This window comes from Streptomyces sp. NPDC006326 (assembly GCF_040612915.1).
GTDB lineage: Bacteria > Actinomycetota > Actinomycetes > Streptomycetales > Streptomycetaceae > Streptomyces.
Genome location: NZ_JBEXRC010000063.1, coordinates 1 through 24,717, shown reverse-complemented (window position 1 = coordinate 24,717; position 24,717 = coordinate 1). Strand labels below are relative to the sequence as shown.

Genomic DNA, 24,717 nt, shown 5'->3' with positions numbered 1-24,717 from the left:
GGGGCCCGGGCGGGTCCGTCTGCCGGGGCCGTGCCAGGGGGTTGCGGGGAGTCGTCCCCGGCAGGGCGCGCCGGGCGGCACAATCAGGGGGTGACTGCTGAAGATCGTTTCCTGTGGCTCGAAGACATCGAGGGTGAGGCCGCGCTGGCCTGGGTCGGGGAGGAGAACGCCCGGACCGCCGCCGCGCTCACCGGGGACCCCCGTTTCGAGGCGCTGCGCGCCGAGCTGCGCGAGGTCCTCGACGACGCCGACCGCATCCCCTACACCGTCCGCCGCGGGGCGTTCCTCTACAACTTCTGGCGCGACGCCGACCGGCCCAAGGGCGTGTGGCGGCGTACCACGATGGAGCAGTACCGCAAGGACGACCCGGCCTGGGAGGTGCTCCTCGACGTCGACGCCCTGGCGGCCGCGGAGGGGGAGGAGTGGGTGTGGGCCGGGGCCGGCGTGCGGTACCCGGACTACCGCCGGGCCCTGGTGCAGCTCTCCCGGGACGGCTCTGACGCCGTCGTGGTCCGCGAATTCGACCTGGACGCAAAGGAATTCGTCGAAGACGGCTTCCGGCTGCCGGAGGCGAAGACCCGCATCGGCTGGATCGACGAGGACACCGTCTTCCTCGGCACCGACCTGGGACCGGGCTCCCTGACCGCCTCTGGTTACCCCCGTACGGTCCGGCGCTGGCGCCGGGGCACCGCGCCGCAGGACGCCGAGCCGGTCTTCGAGGCCGAGGCCTCGGACATCTCGGCCACCGGCTGGCGCGACGCAACCCCCGGCTACGAGCGGGACTTCGTCTCCCGCGCCACCGACTTCTTCCACCACGAGCTCCACCTGCTCGCCGAGGGCGACACGCTGGTGAAGATCGACGTTCCGGACGACGCGGGGAAGTACGCCCACCGGCAGTGGCTCGTCGTCACCCCGAAGACACCCTGGCTCGGCCATCCGGCCGGCTCGCTGCTCGCCTTCGACTTCGAGGCCTTCCTCGCCGGGGACCGCAGCGCCCACGTGCTGTTCACGCCGGACGCGCGCACCGCGCTGGCAGGCCACTGCTGGACCCGCCACCACCTGATCGTGGAGACGCTGGCCGACGTCGCCACCCGGATCGAGGTCCTCACCCCGGGCCCGGACGGCTGGAGCCGCCGCCCGCTGGCCGACGTACCGCCGCTGTCCTCGGCGGGGGTCACCGACACCGACCCGGACGTCAGCGACGAGTACTTCCTGAACGTCGACGGCTACCTCCAGCCCTCCACCCTCAGCTACGGCCACGTCGGCGGCGACAGCGAGCTCCTCAAGCAGGCCCCGGCCCGCTTCGACGCCGAGGGCCTGACCGTCCGGCAGTTCTTCGCGGGCTCCCCGGACGGCACGGCGGTGCCCTACTTCGTCGTCGGCCCCGACCGCCCGGACCGGCCCGGTCCCGCCCTGCTCTACGGGTACGGGGGCTTCCGCGACCAGCAGACCCCGTACTACAGCCCGGTCACCGGCCGCGCCTGGCTGGCCCGCGGCGGCACCTTCGTCGTCGCGAACATCCGCGGCGGCGCCGAATACGGCCCGGCCTGGCACCAGGCCGCCCTGGGGGCCGACCGCGTGCGGGCCTTCGAGGACTTCGCCGCCGTCGCCGCCGACCTCGTCGCCCGGGGCATCACCACCCCCGACCGGCTCGGCATCACCGGCGCCAGCAACGGGGGCCTGCTGATGGGCGCCATGCTCGTCCGCTACCCGGAGCTGTTCGGCGCCGTCGTCGCCAAGGTCCCGCTCCTGGACATGCTCCGCTACCACCGGCTGCTCGCCGGCGCGTCCTGGGTCGCGGAGTACGGGGACCCGGACGAGCCGGCCGACCGCCCGCACCTGGAGGATCTCTCCCCGTACCACAACCTGGCCGCCGGGCAGGCCTACCCGCCCGTGCTGCTGATGACCTCCACGCGCGACGACCGCGTCCACCCCGGGCACGCCCGCAAGACGGCCGCCCGCCTGCGCGAGCTGGGCCACCGCGTGCTGTTCCACGAGAACACCGGCGGCGGCCACGGCGGCGCCAGCGACAACGAACAGGCCGCCCACAACCAGGCGCTCGCCTACACCTTCCTGTGGCAGCACCTGGGCGGTACGGCGACCTGACGCGGCAGGGAGCGGCTCCGGCCGGCGCGCGAGGGGAGGGGAGCGGTGGGAGGCACACGCACGGAAAATGCGTTGCCGGTCCGAAGACGGGTCCCGGACGATGACCCGTTGTGAGGACCACCCGCCGCTCCCGCCTGCTGCCCGACACCGCGCCCTGGCGATCGAGCCGGGACTTCCGGCTGCTCTTCTTCCAGGGAGCCATGACGTTCTTCGGCTCCTTCATGGCGATGATCGCCCTTCCCCTCCAGATCAAGGAGCTGACGGACTCACCGCTCGCCGTCGGCGCGATGGGCGCGGTGGAACTGGTCCCGCTGGTGGTCTTCGGGCTGTACGGAGGAGCGCTCGCCGACTCCCTCGACCGGCGGCGGCTGATCCTGCTGAGCGAGGCCGGGCTCGGACTGCTGGCCCTCGTCCTGCTGGTGAACGCGCTGCTGCCGAGCCCGCTGCTCTGGCCCCTGTACCTGGTCGCGGCCGGGGTGTCGGCGCTGTCCGGCCTCCAGCGCCCGGCGCTGGACTCGATGCTCGCGCGGATCGTGCCGCACGAACAGCAGACCGCCGCCGCGGCGCTGAACGCGCTGCGCTACCAGATCGGTGCCATCGCCGGCCCGGCGCTCGCCGGACTGGTGGTCGCCTACGCCGGCCACGCCGCGGCGTACGGCATCACCGTCGCCGGCTTCACCGTCTCCGTGCTCCTGTGCGCACGGCTGTCCCCGGCGCCGCCCTCGCCCGGGGCGGAGCGGCCCTCCCTGCGCGCGATCGCCGAGGGCGCGCGCCACGCATGGAGCCGGCCGGTGCTGTTGGGCACCTACGCGGTGGACCTGGCGGCGATGTTCTTCGCCTTCCCGAACACCATCTTCCCGTTCCTCGCCGACGAGCTCGACGCCGTGTGGGCGCTCGGCCTGATGTACTCGGCGGGCGCAGTGGGCTCCCTGCTGCTCGGGCTGACCAGCGGCTGGACCTCCCGGGTCCGCCGGCACGGCCTCTTCGTGGTGTGCGGGGCCGCGGTCTGGGGGGCCGCCATCGCGGCGGCGGGCTGGTTCACGCACATCTGGCCGGTGCTGGTGTGCCTGGCGGTGGCGGGCGCCGGCGACATGCTCAGCGGACTGGGCCGCGCGACCATCTGGAACCAGACCATCCCCGAGGAACTGCGCGGACGGCTGGCCGGCATCGAGGTCCTCTCGTACAGCGTGGGCCCGCAGCTCGGCCAGGTGCGCGCCGGCACGGTGGCGGGCTGGACCGGGACGCGCCCGGCGTTCTGGAGCGGCGGCCTGATGTGCGTGGCGGCGGTGGCGGTGCTGTCCGCGCTGCTGCCCCGGCTGGTGACGTACGACGCGGACACGGACCCGGACGCGGTGGCCCGGCGCGCGGCGAAGCAGGCCGAGAGCCTGGCGGCCTGAGCCGGCTCCGCCGCGCCCCGGCGGGAGGGCCGGCGTCAGGCCAGGAACGCGGCGGTGGACGCCGTGAACCGGTCCGGGTCGTCGAGCCACGGGAAGTGACCGGCGCCGGGCTGTACGACGAGTTCGGCGTGCGGGAACAGCCCGCTGAGCTCCGCCATCGCCGCCGGAGGGGAGTTCAGGTCCACCTCCCCGGCCAGCACCAGCACCCGCTGTCCGAAGCGGGCGAGCGCCGCGCGGGTGCGGTCCGGGTCGAAGGCGCCCTCGGAGCCGAACACGGCCGCCGCCTCGCCGTTGCGCTGGGCGTCCTCGGCGGCCTGGTGCGCTCGGGCCGCCGCGTCCCAGCGTCCGTACCGCAGCGGTGTGAGGGCCTGCCAGGAGTCGGCGGTCGCGCGGCCCGCCATCACGTCCTCCAAGGCTGCGAACGCGGCCGGGAACCATGGCTCGTGACGGCGCAGGAGCGCCGTCTCACGCCGGGCGGCGGCGCTGACCTCGATGCCCAGGCCGAAGGGGCTGGGGGTGATCAGCGCGAGCCTTCCCACGCGGTCCGGATGGCGCTCGGCGTACAGGGCGGCCAGATTCGCACCGGCGGAGTGCCCGAGCAGGTCCACCCGGGCGAGGCCGAGGTGCGCACGCAGCGCCTCGACATCGCCGACGAGCCGGTCGCAGCGGTAGGAGCCGGGGTCCTCGGGCCGGGCGGACCGTCCCGTTCCGCGCAGGTCCAGCCTGATCAGCTGCCGGTGCGCGTCCAGGCCGCCGAGGTTTCCGAGGTAGACGGAGGCCTGCATGGGTCCGCCCGGCAGGCAGAGCAGGGGAGCCCCGTCCCCGCTGAGGTGGTAGGCCAGCTCGGTGCCGTCGGGTGCGTGAAAAGTGTGCATGGCGATGACCATGTCAACCGCATTCCGCTCGGGCAACCGAATTGCCGGCGGGTCACGAGGGCGCGCGGTCGCCCGCGAACAGGCCCGCGGCGGCGCGCACTCGCAGGTCCTCCAGCAGCGAGATCTGTTCGCGGGCGCGCCCCAGCAGGTGCTGGAGACGGCTCTCGTCCAACGCCGGCCGCTCGGCCGACGCCGCCGGGAGCAGAGCCGTCCACAGGCAGGCCTTCCCCTCGGCGCCGAGCCTGAGGGCCTCGAACTCCAGGAGGGAACTCAGGGGCGAGCGCCGCAGCAGACGGCCGTTGAGCTTCACCCGGCCCGCCTTCTCCGAGACCCAGCCCGCCAGGACCTTGTGGCGCCGGACGGGGATCCGCAGGGCCTCCATCAGCCGGAGGAGCTCGCGCCGGTCGTGGTCGATCTCCTCCACGAGGCGTGACAGCTCCGGACCGAGGGCGGAGCGCCGGTGCGAGCGGGCGACCCGGCGGGCGAGTTCCAGGCCCGCCGTGGCCCCGGCCACGTGGTCGTTGAGGTAGATGCCGAGCACGTCGGAGTGCATGCGGTGAGCCCCTTTCTCGGCGCCGTCCGGGCCCGCGGGCCGACGGGACACGCCCTACTCGTGGAATGGCCGGCCCTTCGGGCCTCAGGCCGTGCCGTCCCGGTGACCCGCACCGGGCGGCCCGCCCAGGGCGGCCAGGACCCGGTCGGGGGTGAGCGGCAGCTCGCGGATGCGCCGGCCCGTCGCATGGTGGAAGGCGTTGCCGACCGCGGCCGCCGCCCCGACGATGCCGATCTCACCGATGCCCTTGCTGCCCATCGGGTTCAGGTGCTTGTCGTGCTCGTCGATCCAGTGCACCTCGATGTCGGGCACGTCCGCGTGCACCGGCACGTGGTACGCGGCGAGATCGCGCTCCGCGAAGTCGCCGAAGGCCGGGTCCAGGGTGGCGTGTTCGCCCAGCGCCATCCCCATGCCCATGATCATGCCGCCGGTCAGCTGGGAGCGCGCGGTCAGCGGGTTGAGGATGCGGCCCGCCGCGAACACCCCGAGCATCCGGCGGACCCGTACCTCACCGGAGACCGTGTCCGCCTGGACCTCCGCGAAGTGGGCGCCGAAGGCGTGCCGGGCGTACGGGGAGCGCTGCTTGGCCGACTGCGTGGTGTCGGCCGACACCGACAGGCCGCCGTCCGGGACCGGCCCGGGGTGCCGGTCCAGCCGGGCGAGGAGGGCGGTGCAGGCGTCGTGGACGGCCCAGCCCCAGGAGGCCGTACCCGAGGAGCCGCCGGCCACCGAGCCGGCCGGCAGGTTGGTGTGGCCGATCTCCGCCGTGACGCGGTCCACCGGGACGCCGAGGGCGTCGGCCGCCACCTGGGCCAGGACCGTACGCGCCCCGGTCCCGATGTCCGTGGCGTTGACCTCGACCCGGAACGTGCCGTCCGGCAGGGCGTGCGCCCTCGCCGCGGACGGGGCGATGTAGACGGGGTAGGTGGCGGCGGCCACACCGGTGCCGATCAGCAGCGGGCCCTCGCTGTGGGCCGTCCGGTGCTCGGACCAGCCGAACCGCCGCGCGCCCTCGCGCAGGCACTCCACCAGGTGGCGGCTGCTGTAGGGGTGGCCGCTGTCGGGTTCGGAGGTGGCGTCGTTGCGTACGCGCAGTTCGACCGGGTCCAGGCCGAGCGCCTCGGCGAGCTCGTCCATGGCCGATTCGAGGGCGTACATGCCCGGGGTCTCGCCCGGAGCCCGCATCCAGGACGGGGTGGGGACGTCGAGCGGGACCACGCGGTGCGTGGTGAGCAGGTCGGGCACGGCGTACATGACCCGGGCGGGCACCGCGGCCTGCTCGACGAACTCCCGTACGCGGGAGGTGTACGTCGTCACCTCGTGCGCGAGGGAGCTCAGGGTGCCGTCCGCCTGCGCGCCCAGCCGCAGCCGGTGCAGGGTCGCGGCACGGTGCCCGACGGTGGCGGCCAGCTCGCGCCGTGGCAGGGCGATCTTGACGGGGCGGCCGGTGCGGCGGCTGGCCATCACGGCCAGCACCACGTGCGGCCGCGGGGTCCCCTTGCAGCCGAAGCCGCCGCCCACGTACTCGGACACCACCGTGATGCTGTCCTCGGGGAGGTCGAAGAGCCCGGCCAGCGTCATGCGCACGTACCCGGCGCCCTGGCTGGAGTCGTACACGGTCAGACGGCCGCTGCCGGGATCCCAGTGGGCGGTCGCGGCATGCGGCTCCATGGGGTGGTTGTGCAGCGGCGGCACGGAGTACACGCACTCGACGCGTACGGGGGCGGCGGCGAAGGCCGCTGCCGGGTCGCCCTGCTCACGGTGGCCGGGGTAGCCGCCGTTGACCTGCTCGGGGGTGTAGGCGGCGGGGTGGTCGGGGGCCATGGCGACGTCGAAGGAGTCCGCGGCGTCGTAGGTGATGCGCACCGCGTCGGCGGCTTCCTCGGCGACTTCCGGGGACTCGGCGACGGCCAGCGCCACGTACCAGCCCCGGTGGGGCACCTCGGTGTCCTGGAGCACCCGCAGGGTCGCGTCGTCGGCCGGCCCGAGCGCGGGCGCGTCGTACGGGGTGAGCACGGCGACCACGCCGGGCAGGGCGAGGGCGGCCGAGGTGTCGACGGCGGTGACCCGGCCGCGGGCGATGGCGGCCGGCACCGGCCGGGCGTACAGGCAGCCGGGCGGGGTGTGCTCCGCGGCGTAGCGGGCGGTGCCGGTGACCTTCTCCCAGCCGTCGCGGCGGACGAGGGGAGCACCGAGGGCGGGGCCGGCGGAGGACCCGGCCTGCCCGGCGGACGGTCCGGCGGCGGGTCCGGCCTGCCCGGCGGACGGTCCGGCGGCAGGGGTGGAATGCATGGTCTGCCTCTCGCTCATCCGTGCTGCTCCTGCGCCAGCGTGTCCAGCACCTCGCAGGCGAGGTTGCTCGCGAGGCCCACCTTGTAGGCGTTGTCGCGCAGCGGCCGGGCTTCGGCGAGGCCGGCCTCGACGGCCTGCCGCACCGCATCCGGGGCCGGCTCGGCGCCCAGCAGCAGCGCCTCGGTCGCGGTGGCCCGCCAGGGCCGGTGCGCGAGCCCGCCGAAGGCGAGCGCCACCCGGCGTACGCGGCCGCCGTCGAGGTCGAGGACGGCGGCGACGGAGGCCAGCGCGAAGGCGTACGAGGCCCGGTCGCGCGCCTTGCGGTAGCGGGACGGGACGCCCGCCGGGCCGGGCGGCACCCGCACGGCGGTGACGATCTCCCCCGGCTCCACGACGGTGTCCCGCTCGGGGTGGTCCCCGGGCAGCCGGTGGAACGCCGTCACCGGCACGGTGCGCGCGCCCCGCGGTCCCTCGATGTCGACCTCGGCGCCGAGGGCGGCCAGGGCCACCGCCATGTCGGAGGGGTTCGTCGCGATGCACTGCGGGGAATGGCCGAGGACGGCGTGGTCGCGGTGGACGCCGTCGAGGGCGCCGCAGCCGCTGCCCGGCTCCCGCTTGTTGCAGGGCTTGGTCAGGTCCTGGAAGTAGGGGCAGCGGGTGCGCTGGAGCAGGTTGCCGCCGGTGGTGGCGATATTGCGCAGCTGCGCCGACGCGCCGGAGAGGATCGCCTGCGCGAGGACGGGGTAGCGGGTCCTCACCAGCCGGTGGGCGGCGAGGTCGCTGTTGCGCACCCCCGCGCCGATCCGCAGTCCGCCGTCCGCGGTCTCCTCGACGGTGGCGGACAGCAGGCCGGTGAGGTCGATGAGCGTGTCGGGGCGTTCCACCCCGAGCTTCATGAGGTCCACCAGATTGGTGCCGCCGGCCAGGTACGAGGCCCCGGGGCGGCCCCCGTGGGCAGCGACGGCCTCCTGGAGCGCGGCGGGGCGCACATAGGCGAACGGCTTCACCGGATCACGTCCTGAACGGCGTCGACGATGCGCGGGTAGGCCCCGCAGCGACACAGGTTCCCGCTCATCCGCTCGGCGATGGCCGCGCGGTCGAGCCCGAGCGGTTCCTCGGGGGAGGACCGCTCGGCTTCGGCCTCGGCGAGCATGCCCACGGCGGAGCAGAGCTGGCCCGGGGTGCAGTAGCCGCACTGGAACGCGTCGCGGTCGATGAAGGCCTGCTGCAGCGGGTGCGGGGCGGCCGCGTCGCCGAGGCCCTCCACGGTGGTGATCTCGGCGCCGTCGTGGGCGACGGCGAGCAGCAGACAGCTGTTGGCCCGGCGGCCCTCGACCAGGACCGTGCACGCCCCGCACTGTCCGTGGTCGCAGCCCTTCTTCGCCCCGATGAGATCGAGCAGCTCACGCAGGGCGTCGAGGAGGGTCACCCGGTGGTCGACGACGAGCGTGTACTCCTTGCCGTTCACGCGCAGCGTGATGCGGGAGCGGGTCTCCGTGGCTGCGTTCGGCATCGTGACCCCTTGTGTGCGCCTCGTGTCGGAAAAGTACCTTCTGTACCTCTTCGACTATCCCGGCCCGGCGCATTTCACACCTCTCGGGGCGTACGGGCCTACTCTGGATACGGCGGCTGCCTGCGGTGAGCGGCCCGGGCAACCGCCCCGGCGGCTGCGGGCACGCACCCCTCCCCGTTTCCCGCGCCCGCGGCGCCGGCCCGGGGGGAGGGCGGCCCGCAGGGCGGCGGGCAGGGGCGGATCACCGGTGTACCGGGCTGATCACTGGCGGACCGTGGCGGCCGAGAGGCCCGCGCGCTCCAGTGCGCGCAGCCTGGCCGGCAGGTCCCCGGCTTCGCCGTCGCCGTTGGCGGCCGGGGCCAGCTTCTCCAGGACCTCGGGAGTCAGCCGGTATTCCTGCGCCGCTTCCAGGAGCGCGTCCGCGGCGGCGCCGGCGGTGTCGGCGAGCAGTGCGAGCGCCTCCCCGCGGTCGGTGAAGCGGCTCATCCCGCAGTCGAGGCCGTCGTCCCCCAGGCCGTCGGGGTACGGGGCGCGGGCCCACGAGCCGTTCTCGTACCAGTAGACGCAGCCCAGCTCCCAGCCGCCGAGCAGGTCCTGGAGCTTCTCGTGCGGAAGCCACTCCGGGGCCTGCGCGAGCATGTCGATGGCGGGCTCGTACCACTGCACCCCGCTGGACTCGTCCTCGCCGTAGAGCACGTAGCGGCCCTCGCCCCGGCGGGACAGGGTCCACCAGGTGCAGCCGCAGTCGTCGAGGTGGAGGCCGGTGCCGTCGATCCAGTGGCCGGTGCGGTGCCGTTCGCGGCTCTCCGCCGCCGTGGTCGCCTCCAGTACGGCGACCAACCCCCAGCGCGCCCAGAGCAGTTCCGCGGGCGGCAGGTCTGCGGGCTGCCCCGGCCGATGGATCGTCATGTGTGTGTCTCCTGCCGGTGCGGACTCGGACCGCCAGATCCTACAGACCGCCCCGGACACGGCCGCCCGGCGTACATCCGGAAGGGCCCGCCACCCCCGGGCAGTTGCCGAGGCTGTTTGTCGGCCATCCCGGTGGTTGTCGCAGTCGGAGCGCGGGTGCAGGCCCTACCGTGATCCCCTGGGCCGCCTTCTGGACGCAAATCGCGCGGGTGGCAAGGGAGTTGGCGTGAGGCAGCGGTGGGGTGTCCTCCTCGGCGTCGGCGTTCTGTTGCTGGGGGCGGCCGGGGCGGGGCCCGCGCAGGCGGACGGCTCGGCGCGCGGCTGTCCCACCGCCGAGGTCTTCGCCACCGACAACACCGCGGTCATCACCGATCCGGCCGATCCGCGGCTGAAGACCCGTCTGACGCGCTTCGACCGCGAGGTGCGCGCCCTCGCCTGCCTCGCAGTTCACCGCAGGCCGACGCCGTCGAGATCCAGGCGCCCGGGGTCAGCGCGACCCGCCTCCACGACGCACTGCTCGCGGACCCCGAGGTCCGCGAGGAGTTCGTCTCCTGAGGCGTCGGCGCCTTCCCCGGCCGGCCGCCCATGGGCCGGCGGCAGACGCCTTACTCGCCGGTAGATGGGGTATCACCGACAATCTCTCCACATAATTTTTCACAAGAGTTTGCCGTGACCCCCGGTCAATTCGTTTGTGACCGGGGTCACATGTCCATTTCCTGGACACGGCAGGGCGCACGCAGTTTCGATAGAACCCGACGGGCCGACGATCTTGGCCCGTGATTACGGGGAATTCCCGAATCTTGTCGTTGGCAATGGCGCTGAACGAGAGGTGGGGGCGTGTCAGTGATCCTGACGTGCACGGAAGCAGGGGTCCGGCGGCACTGCCCGGCTCTCGGTCGGAAGTCCGCCCGTGCGGACCACGGTGTGGCAGGACCATGCTGAACCGTTTGCTTCCCCCGCGCGGACCCGCACGCACCCTCACCGGCATCACCCTGGTGCACACCATGGGCCAGGGCCTGTGGATGGCGCTCAACGCGATCTACGCGACGACGGTCCTCGGGCTGTCGCCGGGGCAGTTCGGCATCGGGGTCGCAGTCGCCGCCGGCATCGCCCTCGCCGTGAGCACCCCGACGGGGCACCTGGCCGACCGGGTCGGCCCGCGCTCCGTGCAGATCTGGTCCTTCCTCGCCCTCGGTCCGCTCACCGCGGCCCTCCTTGCCGTCCACGGCTTTGTCATGTACGTGATCGTGGTGAGCATGCAGGCCGTCGCGTACAGCGCCAGCCGCAGCGCGCGGATGGCCATGGTCGCCGGGCTCGTCCCGCCGGAGGAACGCGTCTCGGTCCGCGCCTACCTACGGGCCACCAGCAACGTCAGCGTCTCCGCGGGCGCCGCCCTGGCCGGCCTGCTCCTCACCGTCGACTCCGTCCGGGCCTACCAGCTGGCCGTCGTCTTCAACGCCGCCACCTACCTGGTGACGGGCCTGCTGACGCTGCTGCTCCCCGCCGTCGAGGCGCAGCCCGCCCGCCCCGGACCGGCCCTGACGGTACTGCGCGACCGGCCCTACCTCACCTTCGTGGCGCTGGACGGGCTGCTGTCCATGCACAACCTGCTGCTCGACGTGGTCCTGCCGCTGTGGGTGCTGCACCACACCGGCGCTCCCCGCTGGATGATCGCCGCGATCCTGCTCACCAACACCGTCGCCGTGGTGCTGCTGCAGGTCAGGGCGGCGCGCGGGACGGACGACCCGCCCGCCGCCGCCAAGGCCTCGCGCTCGGGATCCTTCTGCCTCGCGATCGCCTGCATCGTGTTCGCCCTCACCGAGGGCGCCTCCGCACTGCTCGCCTGCGCCCTGCTCCTCCTCGGCGCCCTGGCGCACGTCCTCGGCGAGATCCGGCAGTCCGCGGGCAGCTGGGGCATGGCCTTCGGGCTGGCCCCCGAGCACGCGCAGGGCCAGTACCAGGGCACCTACGCCATGGGCGCCGACCTGGGCAAGATGATCGCGCCCGCCCTGCTGACCTGGCTCGCCATCGAGCACGGCACCACCGGGTGGCTGGTCATGGCCGTCGGCTTCGCACTGGTGGGAGCCGCCATGCCCTTCGTCGTCGACTGGGCCCGTCGCAGCGCCCGGCCCGCGCAGGACCCCGTCGCCGCTTGAGCGCGCGGCCGGCGCCGCGCCGGTATGCGGGACATTCGACTCAGTAATTCCTGAATTCACCTGACCTGTTTTTCTGCCGCGTCGATTCCGCCGTCGGTCACAACGGCGTGCGGAAAAGCGGCCCGCTCTCGCCGTATTCCGTCGTGGGTGAATTCAGCATGCCCGAAAACACAGAGGACGAGGGGACCACGATCGTGGGCGATATTCACGCCGACTCATCCACCGGGGTACCGGACGGTGAGGCGCCGGCCCTGCAACTGCCCGTCAGGGACCCCGGTCCCGGCGGCCCGGACCGGTCGGGCACGGGGCGCCACACCTGGTCCGGCGAGCCCGCCGGACCAGGCTTCTCGGACCGGGTCCACGCCGCGTTCGCCGTTCTCCTGCACCGCTACAGCGGCCAGGACGACATCGTGCTGGCACGGGCGGGCGGTGCGCCCGGTGTGCCCGCCGGCCGGCCCGTCGCCGTACGCTCGCTGCTCGCCCACGAGGCCACGCTCTCCGAGACGGCGGCCGTCCTCGGCGCCCGCTACGCCGAAGCGGCCCGCCGCAGCGCACCCGGTGAACTCCCCGACCTCGGTACGGGGCTGCGCGCCGGCTACGTCGAAACCGACGGCGCCCAGACCCTGCCCGAGGGCTTCGCGCTGCTCCTGGAAGCCCGGCTCACGCCCGACGGGGCACAGTTCACCCTCCACTACGAACGAGCCCTGTTCACCGCCGAGTTGACCGCCCGGATGGCCGCCAACCTGAGCACCCTGCTCGGCGACGCCGCCCGCCGGCCCCGGACGCCCGTGGGCGAACTGGCCCTGCTCTCCGAGGCGGAGCGGCTCCACCTGCTGACCGGGCTCAACGACACCGCCCGCCCGTACGCCCGGGACACCCCGCTGCACGCCCTCGTCGAGGCCCAGGCCGCCCGCACCCCGCACGCCCCGGCCGTCGAAGGACAGGGCACCGTCTTCACCTACGGGCAACTCGACCGGCAGGCCAACCGCCTGGCCCGGGCGCTGGCCGCCCACGGCATCGCCCCCGGATCCCGGATCGGGCTCTCGCTGGCCCGCTCCGCCCGCAGCGTCGTCCTGCTGCTCGCCGTCCACAAGGCAGGCTGCGCGTACGTCCCCCTCGACCCGGCCTACCCGGCGGACCGGCTCAGCGCCATCGCCGCGACCGCCGACATGACCGCCGTCGTCCACGAGGGCGACACCGCCCCGGCCTGGCTCGCCGCAGAGGCGGCCGACGCCCTCCCCTGGGCGGAACTGTGGGAGAAGGCCTCCACGGAGGACGACGCCCCCCTGGACCTCACCGTCGGCCCGGAGGCCACCACCCACCTCATCTACACCTCCGGCTCGACGGGCCTGCCCAAGGGCGTGGTGATCAGCCACCGCAACGTCGTCGCCCTCCTCGCCTGGGCCGAGGACACCTACGGCCCCGAGGACCTCGCCCGGGTGCTGTTCTCCACCTCGCTCAACTTCGACCTCTCGGTGTTCGAACTGTGGGCCCCGCTCACCCGCGGCGGCTGCATCGTCGTCGTGGACAACGTCCTCGCCCTCACCGAGGACGAGGGCCTGCGGCCCACCCTGGTCAACACCGTGCCCAGCGCCCTGGGCGTACTGCTCCAGCGCGCTGCGCTGCCCGACTCGGCGCGTGTCCTGAACGTGGCGGGCGAGCCGCTCCCCAAGGAGCTCGTCAACGCCGCCTTCGCGGGCACCGGCATCACACGGCTCTACAACCTGTACGGGCCCTCCGAGGACACCACGTACTCGACCTGGAAGTGCTTCACCGGGCCCACGGCCGAGGCCCCCACCATCGGCGTACCCCTCCCCAACACCGTCGCCCACCTCCTCGACGCGCACGGGCGGCTCGTCCCGCAGGGCGCCGCCGGCGAACTCCACCTGGGTGGCGACGGCGTGGCGGGCGGCTACATCAACGACCCCGACCGCACCGCCGCCTCCTTCGTCCCCGCCCCCGCCCACCTGGGCGCGGTGCCGGGCGGGCGGCTCTACCGCACCGGCGACCTGGCCCGCTGGACGGAGGACGGCGAACTGCGCTTCCTCGGCCGCAAGGACAACCAGGTCAAGGTGCGTGGCTTCCGCATCGAACTCGGCGAGATCGAGGCCGTGCTGCGCGAGGTGGTGGGCCTGCGGGACGTCGCCGCCCTGGCCGTGCGCACCGACGACGACACCCGGCTGGTCTGCTACGTCGGCCTGGACGGCGCCGAGGTCACCACCGAGACGATGGGCGAGCACCTGCGGGCCAAACTGCCCCCCTACATGCAGCCCTCCAAGATCCTCACGGCGGACCGGCTGCCCCGGCTGCCCAACGGCAAGGTCGACCGCAAGACGCTCGCCGCCCGGGGCATCGACTGGGGCACGGCCGCCGCGGCCGCCTTCACGGGAGACGACCCCGACGAGGCCGAGGTCGCGCGGATCTGGTCCGACCTGCTCGGTCTGACCCGCATCTCCCCGGACCTGGACTTCTTCTCGGTGGGCGGCCATTCCCTGCTGGCGAACCTGCTGGCCGCCCGGCTCTCCGACGCCGCCGGCCGCGCCGTGCGCGTCGCCGAGATCTACGGCCACCCCACCCTCGGCGACCAGGCCGCCCTGCTGCGCCGCACCCGCGAGCAGCAGCCCGAGGACCGGACCGGAACGGCCGCCGGCCCCGCGGCGCGGCTGCGCGCCGTCGCCGAGACCCTGCGCGAGTCCGGCCGCGGACACGGCGTCCCCGGCGCGGGAGCCGCCGTCTTCCTGGACGGCGCCCTGCAGTTCACGTACCACGGCGTCGCCGACACCGAGACGGGGACCGCGTACACGGCCACGACCCGGCAGCGCATCACCTGCATCACCAAACCGATGCTGGCCTTCGTCGCGCTGCGTCTCGTCGACCGCGGCCTGGTCGGCCTCGACCAGCCGCTGCACGAACTCCTGCCGCAGGCGCTGCGGCGCCGCGACGGGAGCACCGTCCGCGTCACCCTGCGCCACCTGCTCTCGCACACCAGCGGCGTCGACGACTCCTACGAGGTCTGGAACGACACCGACCTGCCGGACCTCGACACCTACATCGGCACGCTGGCCGGCTACGGCCAGCTCTTCGAACCCGGCGAAGTGTTCGCCTACTCGGCGGTCGGCACCTCCATCGTCGCGGCGCTGATCGAGAAGCTGCTCGGGGTCCCCTGGCGACGCGCGGTCAACGAGCTGATGCTGACCCCGCTCGGCATCAAGGAGATCCCCGAAACCCTCACCGAGGGCGGCCACTACGAAGGCGCCGTCTCCGTCGGCTACGTGTGGAACGAGCAGGCCAAGGCCTACCTGCGCCACGATCCGCCGAAGCAGACCATCGCCGACGACGCCGCGGGCTCGTTCTCCGTCTGCCTCACCCTCGAAGAACTCGCCAAGATCGCCCGGCTCGCCCTCGACGACGGCATCGCACCCGGCGGCGAACGCCTGCTGTCCGCCGGACTCGCGCAGGCGATGCGCACCCCGCAGATCCCCGTCCCCGGCCACCACTTCATGCACGCCTGGGGCCTGGGCTGGCTGATGTTCGGCCCCACCGCCTTCGGGTTCAACTCCAACGGCAGCGGCCACCACAACTTCATCCAGATCTTCCCCGAGGAACGCTCCTTCCTGCTGCTGCTCGCCAACGCCTACCCCGCCTTCGGCCTCTACGAGGACCTGCTGCGCGCCCTCACCGGCGAGGGGCTCATCCGTACCGGGCGGCCGTTCGAGATGAGGCTCGACGACTGCGCGGGCCTGTACGACTCCGACGGCTACCGCCTGAACGTCCTGCGCGGCACCGACCACCTCCGCTACGAGTACTCCGAACGCCGGACGGACGGCACGTGGCTGCAGCTCGACGAGGGCGACCTCGTCCTGTCCGGGGCGGGCGGCTTCAGCTCCATGTCGAAGAAGAACATCCTCGCCGGTTCGATCTCCTTCATCCCCACCCCTGGTACCGACGTCCCGGGCTACGTCCGGATCGGCCAGCGATTCGCGAGGAAGACGCGGTGACCGCGATGACACAACCCCACGCGAAGCACGTCGTGTTCGTGACGTGGAAGGCCGGCAACGCCCCCGCGTTCGAGGCGGCCAAGCGGCTCGGCCACCACGTGACCCTCATCCGCTCCCTGCTGATGGAGCAGTCCCAGAACATCGACTTCGACTCCTCCCCGTACGCCCGGTACGTCGACACGGTCCACGTCCTGAAGGACGCCACCGACCTCGACGCCCTGCGCACCCGGGTGCGCGCCGTCCACGCGGAGCGCCCCGTCGACGGGTTCGTCGCCACGGTCGACGCCCTCGTCGTGCCCGTCGCACGGATCGCCGAGGAGATCGGCGTCCCGTTCACCGACGCCGCGGCCGCCGAGACCGCCAAGCAGAAGAACCGCTGCCGGGAGGTCCTCGCCGCGGCGGGAGTCGACCGCACCCGCCACGCGGTCGTCGGCGGCTTCGAGGAGGCCGCCGCGTTCGCCGCCGCCACCGGATACCCCGTGGTGGTCAAACCGGCCCGCGGCTCGGGCAGCGAAGGCGCCCACGTCATCGCCGACGAGGCGCAGTTGCGCCGCGTCCTGGGGCAGGCGGCGGACGGCCGCGCGTACGCCGCGGGCATCCTCGTCGAGGAATACCTCACCGGCCGCTTCGTCTCGGCCGAGATCGGCCTCGCACACGGCCGGTTCCTGCGCCTGGCCGTCAGCGAGCGCTCCACCTGGCACCGGCACGAGGCGCTGGAGACCGGTACGACGATCCCCGCCGGGATCCCGGCCGAGGAACACGACCGCGTCATGGAGTTCGCGGAAGCCGCGGTCGGCGCGCTCGGGCTGCGGCTCGGCATCTTCCACGTCGAGGTCATGCTCGCGCAGGACGGCACCCCGCGGCTCATCGAGCTCAACCCCCGCATCATGGGCTCCTGCCTGCCCAACCTCTTCCGGCTGGCGGGCGGCGGCGACATCTTCGAACTCCTCGTACGCATCCACCTGAACGAGGAGATCGAGCGGGGACCGACCGCCTTCACCCACCACGCGACCGTCCGCTGGTTCGGTGCCGCCGACACCACCCCCACCCCCGGGCACGTACCGGACCTCGGCTGGGCGGCCGCCGAGTACGGCGACAGCCTCCACTCGCTGACCGTCCGCTTCCCCGAGGGCGACGTGCTCCTTCCCTGCCGCGGCAACCTCGGCAACTTCGGCGAGGTCCAGGTCGTGCACACCGACCGGGCCACGTCGATCCGCATCGCCGAGGAGATCGTCGCCCGCACCGCCGAACAGCTCGGAATCGAGGTGACACGATGACCGCCACCCCCCACGCCTTCTACGAGCACACCCGCAGGCAGCTCGAACTGCTGGGGCTGCCCGACGGGGACGCCCAGGGCCTGCCGGGCTCCACCGCGGCCTTCGCCGACGGCGGGCACTTCCGGGTCGAGGTGCCCACCGTCAACTCGGTGCAGGCCGCCGAGACGCTGCTCTCCGAGAGCCGCCGCCGCGGTTTCACCATCAACCGCATCACCGAGACCCGCGGCATGTACCGGCACACGGCCCGGGAGATCGGCGAGTACGTGAGCCTCGGCCGGGAGTACGGCGCCGAGATCCTGATGTCCGTGGGCCCGCGCGCCGGCTACGACATCGGCGCGAGCGTGCAGACCACGGAAGGCTCCCGGATCGGCTACCGGCTGCGCGGCCAGGAGCAGATCGTGCGCGCCGTCGAGGACGTCAAACGCGGTATCGAGCTCGGCGTACGCGGCTTCGTCGTCTACGACGAGGGCCTGCTGTGGGTGCTCGGACGCCTGCGCACCGCCGGCGACCTGCCGCCCGACCTCCACCTGAAGGTCTCCGCGCACTGCGGGCAGGGCAATCCCGCCTCCGCGCAGGTGCTGGAGATGCTCGGCGCGAACAGCTTCAACCCCGTCCGCGACCTGACGCTGCCGATGATCGCGGCGCTGCGGCAGGCGGTCGCCATCCCGCTGGACTGCCATGTCGACAACCCGCGGATGTCCGGCGGCTTCATCCGCACCTACGAGGCGCCCGACATCGTCCGGGTCGCCGCGCCCGTCTACCTCAAGACGGGCAACAGCGCCCTCGACGGCCACGGCATGAGCCCCACCCCGGCACAGCTCGACGACATCCTGCGCCAGGTCGAGATCGTCGTGGAGTTCCTCGGCCGCCACCATCCGACGGCCCGCCAGAGCGGCGCCCGCGCCCTCGCCCCGGCAGGCGCCGGCCCCCAGACGGAGGTGTGACCATGTGCCGTATCTACGGGTGCTTCGGCGGCGAGCCCTTCGGCCGCGACGTACTGGACGCGGTCGCCGACGCGATGCGCGAGGGCGGCCCGGACGAGCAGACCGCCGGCCTCGGCGACGGATGGGCGCTGGGCAACAACCGGCTCGCGATCCAGGGCATCGCCCACGGACACCAGCCCTTCGTCCGCGGCCGGCTGACCTGCGTGTTCAACGGCGAGATCTACAACCACCGCCGGCTGCGCCGCGAACTGTCCGCGCACGGCTACACCTTCGAGGGCGACTGCGACGGCGACGTCCTGCTGCCGCTGTACGAACTGTACGGCGACGCCTTCGTCTCCCGCCTGGAAGGGATGTTCGCCATCGCGGTGGTCGACGGCCGCGAGGAACCCTGCCTGAAACTGTTCACCGACCACGCGGGCATGAAGTCCCTCTACTACTACCGCTCGGCCGACGGGCGCCGCCTCTGCTTCGCCTCCGAACTCCAGGCCCTGCGCCGCTTCCCCGACTTCCCCGACGAGCTCGACCCCCTCGCCGTCGACCGCTACCTCGGCGGCAAGGCGGTCTGGGGCCCCGGCACCGTCTACACCCGGGTGCACACCCTGGAGCCCGGCTCGGCGCTGCGCTTCGCCGCAGGCCGGCTCTCCCTGTCCCGGACGGCGCTCACCGGGGCCGAGCCCGACTGGCCCGGCGGGGAGCCGTCGGTGGCCGCCGCCGGGGCGATGCTCGACGAGCTGCTGCGCGACGAGATGAGCCGGATGCTCGACGCGGACGTCCCCGTGTGCGTCATCACCAGCGGCGGCCTCGACTCCAGCTACACCACGGCCCTGGCCGCGCACCTGGTCCCCGACGTCGCCTCGTTCAACATCGCCTACCAGGGCGACTGGCCGGCCGACGAACGCCACTACGCCGCGGAGGTCGCCCGCCACTGCGGCACCGAGCACCACCAGGTGCTCCTGGACCCGGCCGGCTTCCCCGAGCTCGTGGAGCGGTTCATCCGCCACCTCGACCAGCCCAACAACGCCCCGCACAGCCTCAGCACCTTCGCCCTGTTCGAAGCCGTCCACGAGGCCGGGTTCAAGGTGGCCCTGACCGGTGACGGAGCCGACGAACTCTTCGCCGGCTACGCCCGCTTCGTCAAGGCCGACCGCGACGACTCCACCGGCTGGCACCGGGCCTACCAGGGCACCATGGCGGCGGTCCAGACGGAGACCCTCCAGGCCCTCTACACCCCCGACCACCTCGCCCGCGTCCGGGCGGCCGGCGGCCACTTCGGGGACCGCAGCGCCGACGAGCTGGACCGGCTGGTGCGCTCGGGGGAGCGGGGCAAGCTCGAAACACTGCTGCGCTACGACCAGACCGTACGCTTCCCGTACTACATCCTGCGCCGGGTCGACCACCTGAGCATGGCGCACTCGGTGGAGGCCCGGATCCCCTTCCTCCAGCCGTCCGTGATGCGGTTCGCGCACGCCCTGCCCGCCACCGTCAAGGTGGCCGGGAACACCGTGAAGGCGCCGGTGGCCGAGGCTGCCCGGCGCTGGGTCCCCGAAAGCGTGGTGAACCGGCCCAAGCAGCCGTTCACCCTCCCGATCGCCGCGATGATCCGGCCGGGGGAGGCCCTGCACGACATGATCGGCGACCTGCTCCTCGCCCCCGGCGCCCACTGCCGCGCGTACGTGCGCCCGGACGCCGTCCGCGACCTGTTCCGTCTGCAGACCGAGACCCCGGGGGCACACGCCGCCGAGGCCCTCTGGTCGCTCCTGATGCTGGAGACCTGGCTCTCCGCGCGCCACCCCAAGCCCTCCACCACCCTTTGAGGAAGAGCCCACCCATGACCGACATGCCCGAGACCACCCCCGCCGTGACCTCGATCCTGGCCGGCGTCACCAAGGACGACATCCGCCGCGATCCGTTCCCGCACATCGTGATCCGCAACGCGCTGCCGCAGGAGCTCTACGACGCCCTGTCGAAGTCGATGCCGACCGCCGAGTACATCGGCGAGCGGATCGGCAAGCCGATCACCTCGAACGAGCGCTACAACTACATGTCGGAAGCCGTCCTCGGCGACCCGGCGATGGCGCAGGTCTGGAAGGACTTCGTCACCTACCACTCCTCGCCGGCCTTCTACCAGGAGTTCCTCGACCTCTTCCAGGAAGACCTCCTCGCCAACCTGCCCACCGCCGAGGACCGGCTCGGCCCGCTGCGCGAGCTGCGCGTCGGCCGCCGCAACCGGGACGGCTTCGAGACGCACGACATCCTGATGGACTGCACGGCCGTCATCAACTCGGCCGTCACCGGCAAGCCCTCCGCCTACCGGGGCCCGCACGTCGACAAGCCGTACAAGCTCTTCGGCGGCCTGTTCTACATGCGCCTGCCCGAGGACGACGCCGTCGGCGGCGACCTCGTCCTCTACAAGTACCGGACCGAGGCGCACAAGTTCTACACCAGCGCCTCCGAGTACGGCGACAACCGCTTCGACATCGACCCCCAGTACGTCGAGGAGGTCACCACCGTGCCCTACGAGAGCAACACGCTGGTGATGTACCCCATCAACCGCCTGGCCCTGCACGGCGTTTCCGTACGCAGCCTCACCCACCACCAGCGGCGCTTCATCGCCCTCGTCGGCGACCTCCAGCACCCGCTCTTCGACCTCGCTCTCTGAGGGGCCCACCGTGATTCCATTCGACCAGCGCACCGGACACATCTGGTACGACGGCGCCCTCGTGGACTGGGCCGACGCCAAGCTCCACGTCCTCAGCCACGGACTCCACTACGCCTCCAGCATCTTCGAGGGCGTTCGTGTCTACGGCGGCAAGCCCTTCCTGCTCAGGGAGCACATATCCCGGCTGGGCGCCTCCGCGCGCATCCTGGACTTCGACCTCCCCCACGGTGAGGAGACCCTGTACGCCGCCACCTGCGAGGTGGTGGCCGCGATGGGCATCACCGAAGGCTACGTGCGCATGAACGCCTGGCGCGGTTCGGAGATCATCCAGACGGCCGCGCTCAAGACCTCCGTCCACACCTCGATTGCGGCCTGGGAGCTCCCGGAGGGCTACTACGCGGCGGCCGACGCCCTGGAGAAGGGCATCTCCCTCGTCACCGGTCGCTACCGCCGGCCGGCGCCCGAGTACGCCCCCGTCAAGAGCAAGGCCGCGGGCAACTACATGATCGGCACCGTCAGCAAGAACGAGGCGCTGCGCGCCGGTCACGACGACGCCCTGCTCCTCGACGACCGGGGCAACTTCGTCGAGGCCACCGGCGCGCACCTCTTCTTCACCAGGGACGGCGTCCTCCACACGCCGACCACGCGGTGCACGATCGACGGCATCACGCGGGCCTGCGTGCTGGCCCTCGCCGAACGCGAGGGCATCGGCGTCGTCGTCGGCGACCTGCCCCCCTCCTTCGCGGCGGAGGCGGACGGCGCCTTCCTCTGCGGCACCGCCTGCGAGATCCTTCCCGTCGCGCAGATCGACGGCCACGGCTACGACCTGGCCGGCAACGAGGTCATCGCCGCCATCGTCACCGGCTACCGGGAGCTGACCGAAGGCCGCACCACCGTCACCGTCCCCCACACCTGGGCCTGACCCGTCGGCGGGGCCGCGGTACCTGCCGCGGCCGCGCCGGCACCCTGCACACGTACTGCGAAAGGCGAAGAGCGTGACCCAGACCGTGCGTTCCCCCCACATCACCGTCCAGAAGGTCGCGGGCCGGATCGGAGCCGAGATCTCCGGAGTCGACCTGCGCGAGGAGCTCGACGAGGTCACGGTGGCCCGGATCCGGCAGGCCGTGCTCACGCACCGCGTGGTCTTCTTCCGCGACCAGCACATCGACCACGCCCAGCACGTCGCCTTCGGACGGCGCTTCGGCGCACTGACCCGGCGCCCCGGCAAGAAGCACGGGGTGCACCCCGAGGGGCACCCGGAGATCCTCACCGTCGACCCCAAGGCCGACACCGAGCGCTACGGCGCCGACTTCGAGGAGCACTACCGCCGCAAGTGGCTCTCCCCGCTGGCCGGCTGGCACAGCGACCTCACGCAGGCGGTGAACCCGCCGGACCTGTCGATCCTGCGGGCCGAGAAGACCCCGCTGTTCGGCGGTGACACGCAGTGGACCAACACGGTCGCCGCGTACGAGGCGCTGTCGGCCCCGCTGCGCGAGTTCGTCGACCAGCTGACGGCGGAGCACGCCTTCTTCACCGCCGTCCACCTGCGCCACTCCGACCCGCGCGACCGGGAGATCCTCAAGATCTACTGCGAGGACCCGCAGGTCGCGGTCCACCCCGTGGTCCGGGTTCACCCCGAGACCGGCGAGAAGGCGCTGTTCGTCAGCCCCGGCTCGACCACCCGGATCACCGGGTTCACCGAGCTGGAGAGCCGCCACCTGCTCGACCTGCTCTTTCAGCACCTGACGAGCGCCGAGTTCACCGTCCGCTTCCGCTGGGAGCCCGGCAGCATCGCCTTCTGGGACAACCGCAGCACCTGCCACTTCGCCCCCACCGACTTCGCCCACCTCGACGTGGAGCGCGTCATGCACCGCGTGACGGTCCTGGGGGAGCCGGCGAAGGGCCCGACCGGATTCGTCTCCGAACTCGTCGAGGGCGAGCCGATGCAGGCCTGGTAGCGCGCCGGCCCGGACGGGCGGCGGGCCGCCGCGGCCGACGGCCGGGGCGGCCCCCGCGGTCAGCAGCCGCCGCAGTTGTAGAACGTCACGTCCCAGTGGCTGCCCTCGTCGGCGTAGACGTTGCCCGCACCGGACCGCCACTGCGGGGCGCCGTCGCCGCGCAGCCCGATGTAGGTGAAGGTGTTCTTGATGTAGCCGCCCAGGCAGGTGTACTTGCTGAAGTCCAGCTTGTAGCCGTTCCAGTGCGAGTAGGTGCCTGCGGCGTGCCCCGCCTCGGTGCCGCCCGTGATGTTCAGCGCACAACCGCTGGCGCCCTTGAGGGTCTGTGCCCCCTGCGCCGTGGCGAGGTTGAGCTGCTCGAAGGACGTACAGGTGGGGTTGTTGCGGTCCGAACAGCCTCCGGACGAGGACCACGTGATGCCGGAGCTGCGGAACATCGAGGTGGCGGTGGCGTGGCTGATCTTGGTGGCTGCCCCGGCCTCCGTGGCGCCGCCGAGGACGCCGACACCGGGAGCGAAGAGGACACCGAGGACGAGGACGAGCGCGCTGAGGACCGGGCGTGATCTCATGGGGTGCCTCCTGCGAGCGGGCGGGACGGGCAGGGAGATGGTGCCCGAGCCGGGTGCGGGTCCGCCAGAGGGCGGCGACGCCGTACGGGCCCGCACCCGCCCGCCTCAGCCTCCGGCGGCGGCGTGTTCCAGAACGGCACGCACCTCCGCGGCGATCGCGCTCTCGTTGCTCTCGAACTCCGGGCCGGTGAGCACCCGGGCGTCCGCCGGCAGCCCGGTGAGCACCGGCGTGTGCAGGTGTCCGCCGGGCAGGCGGGGTGCGAGTTCGCCGCGCAGCCGGTTGGAGCGGTAGGCCACCTCGTTCGACAGGTACCCGCCACCGCCGCCCGCCACGGCCCGCGAGCCCGGCGTCGGACCGTCGGCCCGGTCCACCGGCCCGCTCGCGCCCGCCGGGATCTCGGTCACCTCGGTGTTGAGGAACACCGGGTACGGGGTCTGGACGGCGGAGGTCACGGCGTGGGCGGGGAGCGTGGTCTCGATGAACTCCGGTCCCGGGCCGAGGCCGGGCGCGGTCACCGGATGCTCCCGCGTACCGCCCGAGAGGGAGCCGGTGTTGTCGGGGTAGGGATCGGCCGACCGGGACCGGCCCGCCCAGGCCTCCAGGGTGAAGATGCCGGGGTACCCCTGGCTCACGGTGGTGATGATGTCCGCCGAGCCGGGGCCGCCGGCCATCCGCGGGGCGAACGCCCGCTCCACGATGCCCGCGTCGAAATCGGCGTACCGCACGGGCAGGACGACGGCGCGGACCTCGGCGCGGCTGCCGTCGGCGAGGGTGATGCGCCGGCCGTTGAGCTGAAGGGCGGCGGAGCCGGAAGGGTTGGCGCGGCGGAGCTCCGCGTCGAGCCCGAAGGGATCGAAGCCGCTGATGAACACGCGCCGTACGCCGGGCGCGGCCTTGAAGGCGTTGTCGGTGAGTCCGCGGGAGGCGTCCTCGAAGCGGGCGCGCAGGCCGCCGCGGTCGACGGTGAAGTCCGGTTCCCACCGGGCGAGGGCCGCCGTCATGGCCAGCCGGGCCCAGTACAGCGGCCGGTCGTCCGCGGCGGCGAGATCACCGCCGGGCCGCTCGCCCTGGGCGCGCCGTACGGCGGCCTGCCACAGCGCCCCGCCCCAGGCGTCGGCGAGCCGCCCGGCCTCGGCGGAGCCCCGTGCGCTGCACAGGGCGGCGGGGAAGCGCCGTACGAAATCACCGAATCCCGCGCGCTCGACCAGCGCCGTGGTCCGCGCGTCGGCGAGACGTGCCTGCTCGGCATCGAGCGGTACGGACTGCGTCGTGCGACAGGGGGCGCCGCCTTCCGCGACGGCGTCCGCGTACGCGGTGGCGGGTGCGGCGAGGGACAGGGGGAGGACGGTGGCAAGAAGGACCGCGGCCGGGGCGGTACGCCATAAGAAGGTCATGCGATGTGACATTACATAGCGTCCGCCGAGGTCACCAGAGACCTTTGCGCCCCTGTGCCGGGCCCTCGGGAGGGCCCGCGGCCTATTAGTACCAGTCAGCTCCACCCGCTACCGGG

At 73.0% G+C, this 24,717-nt stretch carries 18 protein-coding genes; 10 read left to right on the top strand and 8 right to left on the bottom strand.

The window, feature by feature from the left end; genetic code table 11:
• Positions 1–90: 90 nt before the first annotated feature.
• Positions 91–2,106, top strand: a complete 2,016-nt coding sequence (locus ABZ128_RS32395; RefSeq protein ID WP_356853087.1) for a prolyl oligopeptidase family serine peptidase — start codon at positions 91–93, stop codon at positions 2,104–2,106.
• Between the two features lie 110 nt (positions 2,107–2,216).
• A complete protein-coding gene (locus ABZ128_RS32390) occupies positions 2,217–3,503 on the top strand; it encodes an MFS transporter (protein WP_356853085.1) in 1,287 nt (428 codons plus the stop codon).
• Between the two features lie 35 nt (positions 3,504–3,538).
• Here the strand turns inward: ABZ128_RS32390 and ABZ128_RS32385 are convergent, their stop codons facing one another.
• The 6 genes from ABZ128_RS32385 to ABZ128_RS32360 all read right to left on the bottom strand — a co-directional run bounded on the left by ABZ128_RS32385 (position 3,539) and on the right by ABZ128_RS32360 (position 9,645).
• On the bottom strand, positions 3,539–4,378 hold the full coding sequence (locus tag ABZ128_RS32385; protein WP_356853083.1) for an alpha/beta hydrolase: 840 nt from the start codon (positions 4,376–4,378) through the stop codon (positions 3,539–3,541).
• Between the two features lie 52 nt (positions 4,379–4,430).
• A complete protein-coding gene (locus ABZ128_RS32380; RefSeq protein WP_356853082.1) occupies positions 4,431–4,931 on the bottom strand; it encodes a hypothetical protein in 501 nt (166 codons plus the stop codon).
• An 84-nt stretch (positions 4,932–5,015) separates the two neighbouring features.
• Positions 5,016–7,241: a xanthine dehydrogenase family protein molybdopterin-binding subunit gene (locus ABZ128_RS32375; protein WP_356853081.1), complete on the bottom strand. Its 2,226-nt coding sequence runs from the start codon at positions 7,239–7,241 to the stop codon at positions 5,016–5,018.
• Positions 7,238–8,230: a xanthine dehydrogenase family protein subunit M gene (locus ABZ128_RS32370; RefSeq protein ID WP_356853080.1), complete on the bottom strand. Its 993-nt coding sequence runs from the start codon at positions 8,228–8,230 to the stop codon at positions 7,238–7,240. Before ABZ128_RS32370 ends, ABZ128_RS32375 begins: the two co-directional genes overlap by 4 nt.
• Positions 8,227–8,736: a 2Fe-2S iron-sulfur cluster-binding protein gene (locus ABZ128_RS32365; protein WP_356853078.1), complete on the bottom strand. Its 510-nt coding sequence runs from the start codon at positions 8,734–8,736 to the stop codon at positions 8,227–8,229. Before ABZ128_RS32365 ends, ABZ128_RS32370 begins: the two co-directional genes overlap by 4 nt.
• Before the next feature lie 261 nt (positions 8,737–8,997).
• Positions 8,998–9,645, bottom strand: coding sequence for a hypothetical protein (locus ABZ128_RS32360; RefSeq protein WP_356853077.1), 648 nt, complete (start codon positions 9,643–9,645; stop codon positions 8,998–9,000).
• Between the two features lie 935 nt (positions 9,646–10,580).
• On the opposite strand from ABZ128_RS32360, the gene ABZ128_RS32355 reads away from it, so the two are divergent.
• The 8 genes from ABZ128_RS32355 to ABZ128_RS32320 all read left to right on the top strand — a co-directional run bounded on the left by ABZ128_RS32355 (position 10,581) and on the right by ABZ128_RS32320 (position 22,637).
• Positions 10,581–11,801: an MFS transporter gene (locus ABZ128_RS32355; RefSeq protein ID WP_356853075.1), complete on the top strand. Its 1,221-nt coding sequence runs from the start codon at positions 10,581–10,583 to the stop codon at positions 11,799–11,801.
• Between the two features lie 158 nt (positions 11,802–11,959).
• Positions 11,960–15,799, top strand: a complete 3,840-nt coding sequence (locus ABZ128_RS32350; protein WP_356853074.1) for an amino acid adenylation domain-containing protein — start codon at positions 11,960–11,962, stop codon at positions 15,797–15,799.
• Positions 15,800–15,804: 5 nt separating this feature from the next.
• A complete protein-coding gene (locus ABZ128_RS32345) occupies positions 15,805–17,076 on the top strand; it encodes an ATP-grasp domain-containing protein (protein ID WP_356853072.1) in 1,272 nt (423 codons plus the stop codon).
• Positions 17,073–18,020, top strand: coding sequence for a peptidase (locus tag ABZ128_RS32340; protein WP_356853070.1), 948 nt, complete (start codon positions 17,073–17,075; stop codon positions 18,018–18,020). Before ABZ128_RS32345 ends, ABZ128_RS32340 begins: the two co-directional genes overlap by 4 nt.
• Positions 18,021–18,022: 2 nt before the next feature.
• The gene (gene asnB, locus ABZ128_RS32335) at positions 18,023–19,834 is read left to right on the top strand and encodes an asparagine synthase (glutamine-hydrolyzing) (RefSeq protein WP_356853068.1); all 1,812 of its coding nucleotides are present in this window, start codon (positions 18,023–18,025) and stop codon (positions 19,832–19,834) included.
• A 14-nt stretch (positions 19,835–19,848) separates the two neighbouring features.
• A complete protein-coding gene (locus ABZ128_RS32330) occupies positions 19,849–20,679 on the top strand; it encodes a hypothetical protein (protein ID WP_356853067.1) in 831 nt (276 codons plus the stop codon).
• A gap of 10 nt (positions 20,680–20,689) precedes the next feature.
• Complete coding sequence (locus ABZ128_RS32325) at positions 20,690–21,601, top strand: aminotransferase class IV (protein WP_356853066.1); 912 nt, start codon at positions 20,690–20,692, stop codon at positions 21,599–21,601.
• A gap of 73 nt (positions 21,602–21,674) precedes the next feature.
• Positions 21,675–22,637 (top strand): TauD/TfdA family dioxygenase, encoded by a 963-nt coding sequence (locus ABZ128_RS32320; RefSeq protein ID WP_356853065.1) that lies wholly within the window; start codon positions 21,675–21,677, stop codon positions 22,635–22,637.
• Positions 22,638–22,696: 59 nt separating this feature from the next.
• Here the strand turns inward: ABZ128_RS32320 and ABZ128_RS32315 are convergent, their stop codons facing one another.
• Positions 22,697–23,206 (bottom strand): hypothetical protein, encoded by a 510-nt coding sequence (locus ABZ128_RS32315; protein ID WP_356853064.1) that lies wholly within the window; start codon positions 23,204–23,206, stop codon positions 22,697–22,699.
• A gap of 105 nt (positions 23,207–23,311) precedes the next feature.
• Positions 23,312–24,601: a pyroglutamyl peptidase gene (locus ABZ128_RS32310; protein WP_356853062.1), complete on the bottom strand. Its 1,290-nt coding sequence runs from the start codon at positions 24,599–24,601 to the stop codon at positions 23,312–23,314.
• Positions 24,602–24,717 lie beyond the last annotated feature (116 nt).